Origin of the sequence: Roseivirga sp. UBA1976 (genome assembly GCF_002336325.1) — a bacterium.
Taxonomy (GTDB): Bacteria; Bacteroidota; Bacteroidia; order Cytophagales; family Cyclobacteriaceae; genus Roseivirga; species Roseivirga thermotolerans.
Genome location: NZ_DDDQ01000156.1, coordinates 1 through 4733 on the forward strand (window position 1 = coordinate 1; position 4733 = coordinate 4733).

Annotated in this window: 6 protein-coding genes; 3 read left to right on the plus strand and 3 right to left on the minus strand. The window is 43.0% G+C overall.

Annotated elements, in window-relative coordinates; all coding sequences use genetic code 11:
- The coding region (locus tag B3763_RS15835) for a D-Ala-D-Ala carboxypeptidase family metallohydrolase (protein WP_286747718.1) at positions 1–463 on the plus strand (463 nt) is incomplete at its 5' end.
- Between the two features lie 9 nt (positions 464–472).
- Here B3763_RS15835 and B3763_RS15840 read toward each other — a convergent pair.
- The 3 genes from B3763_RS15840 to B3763_RS15850 are packed head-to-tail and all read right to left on the minus strand — an operon-like array spanning position 473 to position 2588.
- Complete coding sequence (locus B3763_RS15840; RefSeq protein WP_286747721.1) at positions 473–1423, minus strand: S41 family peptidase; 951 nt, start codon at positions 1421–1423, stop codon at positions 473–475.
- Between the two features lie 53 nt (positions 1424–1476).
- Complete coding sequence (locus tag B3763_RS15845; protein WP_286747723.1) at positions 1477–2247, minus strand: hypothetical protein; 771 nt, start codon at positions 2245–2247, stop codon at positions 1477–1479.
- Positions 2241–2588, minus strand: a complete 348-nt coding sequence (locus tag B3763_RS15850) for a hypothetical protein (protein ID WP_286747725.1) — start codon at positions 2586–2588, stop codon at positions 2241–2243. Before B3763_RS15850 ends, B3763_RS15845 begins: the two co-directional genes overlap by 7 nt.
- 741 nt (positions 2589–3329) lie before the next feature.
- On the opposite strand from B3763_RS15850, the gene B3763_RS15855 reads away from it, so the two are divergent.
- Both B3763_RS15855 and B3763_RS15860 read left to right on the plus strand, forming a co-directional pair.
- Positions 3330–3821 carry a hypothetical protein gene (locus B3763_RS15855; RefSeq protein ID WP_286747726.1) on the plus strand — a complete coding sequence of 164 codons (492 nt, stop codon included), beginning with the start codon at positions 3330–3332 and terminating at the stop codon, positions 3819–3821.
- Positions 3822–4295: 474 nt separating this feature from the next.
- On the plus strand, positions 4296–4733 hold a 438-nt coding region (locus B3763_RS15860; RefSeq protein ID WP_286747728.1), incomplete at its 3' end, for an IS1595 family transposase.

A 4733-nucleotide genomic window follows, 5' to 3' on the forward strand; every position in this document is an offset into this window, starting at 1 on the left:
ACCTTCAACTCACTCCACATTTCAACATAAGCCAGTTTTGTGTAAGCAAGCCGGAGGTTACCCCAAGTACCTAATTGTGAGAGAACGTTTACTGCTCAAGTTGGAATACCTGTTGGCCATTGCTCAGGCAGAAGGTCTCGCCATCGAAACCTTTGGCTTCATTAGCGGCTATCGTACCCCTTTCTATAACAAGTCCATTGGTAATGTGCCCTACAGTCGCCACGTGTGGGGCGGGGCTGCCGATATTTTTATTGATCAGAATGGAGACGGACAAATGGACGATCTTAACAATGATGGGGTAGTAAACGATAAGGACGTGCGCTACTTCTATAACCTTGTAGAGGCAGAATACAATAAGCAGGAGTACAAAAAGTTTATTGGTGGCCTGGGCTTTTACAAGAAAAATAGTCGGCATAGTGGTTTCATTCATGTAGACGTACGAGGCAAAAAGGCCAGGTGGTAGCTGTTACGCTTAATGGCCAAGCTCTTCCATGGCCTCCTCCAACAAAGGGTCTTTACCCTCCGGAAATTGGCTTAGCGTAGTATTTATTTCCCGATCCGGGGCAATGCCCAAATAGTCCCAGTTGTAGCCATTAGCATCCAGAATTTTCTCGAACGTAAGGGAGAACCACCAGCCATTGAGCATTTCGAATCCCCTCACCGAGCCCTGGGACCCTGCTGTGCGCTGTCCTATTACCGTAGCGTTTTCCAGGAGCTTCATGGCCAGTACAAACCGTTCTCCCGCACTTACTGTATAGCGGCTGGTGAGCACTATCACCGGTTTGTTGTAGTAATAATGAATTGAAGGATTGACGAACCACTGATAGGCCTTATCGAAATCGTTGGGTAGTGGTCCGTTTTTATTGAACGATTGATGCCACAAAAGCTGGTTTTGTGTAAAGTAGGCGGCAAGAGCCTGAGCATATATAGCGCTGCCGCCATCGTTGTTGCGTAGGTCTATTATTAGCCCACTCGTGGAACGCAGGGCGTTCATAGCCTCCTGAATTTCGGGTGGAGGTTGGTTGTAGATTGTCCAGTCAGTAAAGTCAGGCAGGTAGAGGTAGCCAATATTTTGTTCCAACCGACCATAAACTGCCCGACTGTTTTCAGAATATAAGTCCTGCAGATAGTGGTTTTTAATTCGGGCTAAATCAACCGTTCGCTCATAGTTTAGGTAATTGAAGGTAAGAAAGGTGCTGTCGGGTGTTACCAAACGAATGTGCGGATCCTCAAGACTGGCAAGTAGTCGGGAGCAAATAACAAAAAATTCGCTTTCTGTAGTTTGGGCATTTAGCTCGTCTTGAGCCAGCCGGTAAGCCGCTTCAAAATCCGGTCGTTGGTCAAAGTTGGCATAGTATGCCTTGGTGGTTTCATACAAATGCCTTAAAACCAATTCTTTATTACTCCTTTCGGCTTCTTCCATCAGGCAGCCGTTTAGTAATAGGACGAAAATCAGGGCAATCCATTCTTTCATACTTACAACCGATATTCCAATAGAACCAACCATTGCAGGCGTATGCCTTTAGACACGTTGGGATAATTAATTTTGTAATGCTCGAACATTAGTTCGGAGCGCAGGCTGAGTGCATCAGAGAGCTCCCGAGCATAGAAAACCTGTAAGGTATATTGCCAAAAGCCATTGAAGGGTAATGACCACTCACCGTATTTTACTATACCCTTTTTCTGAAAAAGGTCGGCCAGAAAAACTTCATCTAAAGTGAACTGTGGGCGGTGAAGGTAGGCTAGTATAGGAAGCTGCACCTGCCAGCCTACTTGTTCTTTACCCGGTAAATAGGCGCCACTATACACCGCAAACAAACCGTTGACCGACTCCCAGCTATAGCCATCCAAAGGAGTATAGACTCTGAAAAAAGTGGTGGAACGCAATGAGCCACCCAGGGAATGTACCCACAGCGATTTTTGTTTGAGGCTGTAAAGTAAGGTATAGCTAATATCCACCCAATGCCATTCCCTTGTTTCAGTACCCACCTTTGTGCGCATGGGGTAGGCGTTGGTTAAAAGACTCGAAGTGGCTTGTATATTGAGCCGGTGCGTGTATTGCCGAGTGTTTAGGGAAGCTCCCAGAGTAAGCGGGAAACCATATCCGGAATAGCTGAGGGGAGACCCGGCTAGATCGTACGACTGCACGGTTTGCACCCCCGTACCCAGGCGTAGAAATGTGCCTTGCTGGCCTATGGCCTTCAGACCAACGCATAGAAAGAGTATGAAGGCTCCGTATTTCACCATTCCTCCAGTTTTCCACGGTCCATTACATGTCCTGATTCTACCCGTTGAGTCATTATAAAAACATCTTCTTCAGGAATGCCCACAATATCCTGTACCAACTCGAGAAAGCTTTTCTGAAGTTGTTTTATGCCCTCAGAGGGCCACAACGTAGGAAGGTTTATTTCAGCCCTCAGGCTGTAGTGTGCTCCGGCTGTCAGATAGTCCGTAAGCAATACAATGTTAATGTCGGCCGGACGGAGCCGATTCAGAATAGACCACGCTTTTACCAGTCGGTTCCAGTCGGCCGGTTCAGCGTATTTTTCAGAAACATAGCAGGTAAGTAAAGGGGCGTTTATATACATAAAGGGTGTAACCTGAACACCCACCCCTAAAGGCCTCTTTAAAGAGAATTAAGATTTATTTTCATTACCTTTACAGTTAGAGAAGAAGGAGGCTTATGAACACCTCCTCCTTTGAACCAAATTGTTAATAAGACTAAAGGTTCATCCCTACTTGTAAAGGTCTTTAGTTTCAATAGTGAAAGAACTAAACGAAATCCCCAGTGTCGTAAACTGGAACGGATAACTCCCTTGGTTCTTTTCCTTTAAGAAAAAGGGAAATGCTCAACATCTCCCTCTCTCTCTAAGAATTGTTAAGTTTGAAAATCGTTAAGAAGACCTGCAAGAATATACAGGTTGAAAGGTTTACTGCTTAACGCCTCATTTGCTCAAAGCAGCACAACCCCATAATAGCTATTTCCAAACTGTTAAACGAGGGGTTCTTTAACTCCTCAAAAATTGTCCCTTTTAGGATTATAAAGTTAATAAAAATAATCCAAAAATAACTTTGATATACAAAAGGCTGGCCGGAGGGAATTTTTATTAAATTTAAGGCCAAGGATATTAGTGAGTACTAATCTGTGTTCGACAACTTAGAAATCGCCAAGTTTAAAAGTGTCTTACGAATGCGAGATTATTACCACGCCCATATGCGTGGTTTTGTCTGCATTGTGAGATACGGGTGTTTGGCGATACCCTAAGTTGGCAGTGTAGATTAAAGACCACGCTATCTTTTTTCTTTTCAACAACTTAAAAATTGCCAAAATGAAAACCGCACTAGTTACACTTTTGTGCCTTATGGGCTTTCTATGCTCAGGGCAGGATGACTGTTCAAAGTACATAACGGTCAAGACCCTTCAAGGAATAAAATTCGCCCAACAGAACGAGAGGATAATCATTAAAAAGGGAGAGGACGTTTTCGCCATAGGGCTTATCCTTCAGGAGCGCAGAATAAGCTTTGGTGTTCTATTGAATGAAGAAGCCAGTGTCTGCCTGAAAGGTAATGAACCCATGATAGTCACCTATAAGGATGGAACTAACTCAAAACTCAACAACTCATTCCCCAGTGATTGTGAAGGAGGCTATACTGTTGTATTCGGTCAGGGTTCTATTGAAGGGTTGAGAGCTCTCATAGAAAAGGAGGTCAAAAGTATTAAGTTCAAGACCGACAAAGGGGAAGTAATCATTGAACTAGACGACAAGCAAAGCTCTAATTTAAAAAGCACATTCAAGTGCCTCGCAACGGTAGAATTGTAGCTTATTTTACCCATTTAATTTCCACCCTAAAATTTTTTAAATCGGCCTCTACTCATTGTATTGGCTGATTTTTTGTGCTTTTCAAGAAACTGAAAGTGGCGTGATTTTACGGTTTTTCGAACATTTAAAAATCTGTTCTATACCTTTGCTATCAACAAATCAAAAAGAGACCCCAAAGGGTCTCCCGAAATGATTTGTTAGAGGGTGAAAGATGGTCTCATTAGCCAGTCCTACACCGAGTTTAGTATACTCAACTCTTTTATAAAAAACCTCTACTAGCCTAGAGGTCAAAAGGGGTAGTGAGAGCTATCCCTTTTGCATTACAAATATAAGCGTTTGTTCTGTAACGAAAAAGTTGATAAGATAAATAATTATAATTGTAATTATAAAAATGCAATTAATTTTAAATTAGTATCAACAAAGTTATTTAATATAATACAATTTATTATATTTATAGCTCAAACACGAATCGTTATGAACTTCAAATCGTTGCCCCAGTTGTTAGACTACTTCAAGGAAGAACAAACAGCCATTGAGTATTATGAAAAAATCCGCTGGGGAGGAAATCCAACCTGTCCTCATTGCGGTAAGGAAAAGCCCTACAAGACCAACAGGGGCTGGAGATGTTCAGACAGTTCTTGCGATAAGAAGTTTACTGTAAAGGTCGGGACAATCTTTCAGAGCAGTAAGATCCCTTTTAGGACATGGTTTGCAGCTATATGGCTAGCCACCAACCACAAGAAAGGAATAAGCAGCGTTCAACTATCAATTGACCTAGGAATAACCCAGAAGACGGCTTGGTTCGTGCTTCACAGAATACGTGAGATGCTGAAGGAGAAAGCTCCTGCAATGTTAGGTGAGAACAATATGGTAGAGGCCGATGAAACCTACATAGGCGGAAGGGAGACCAAC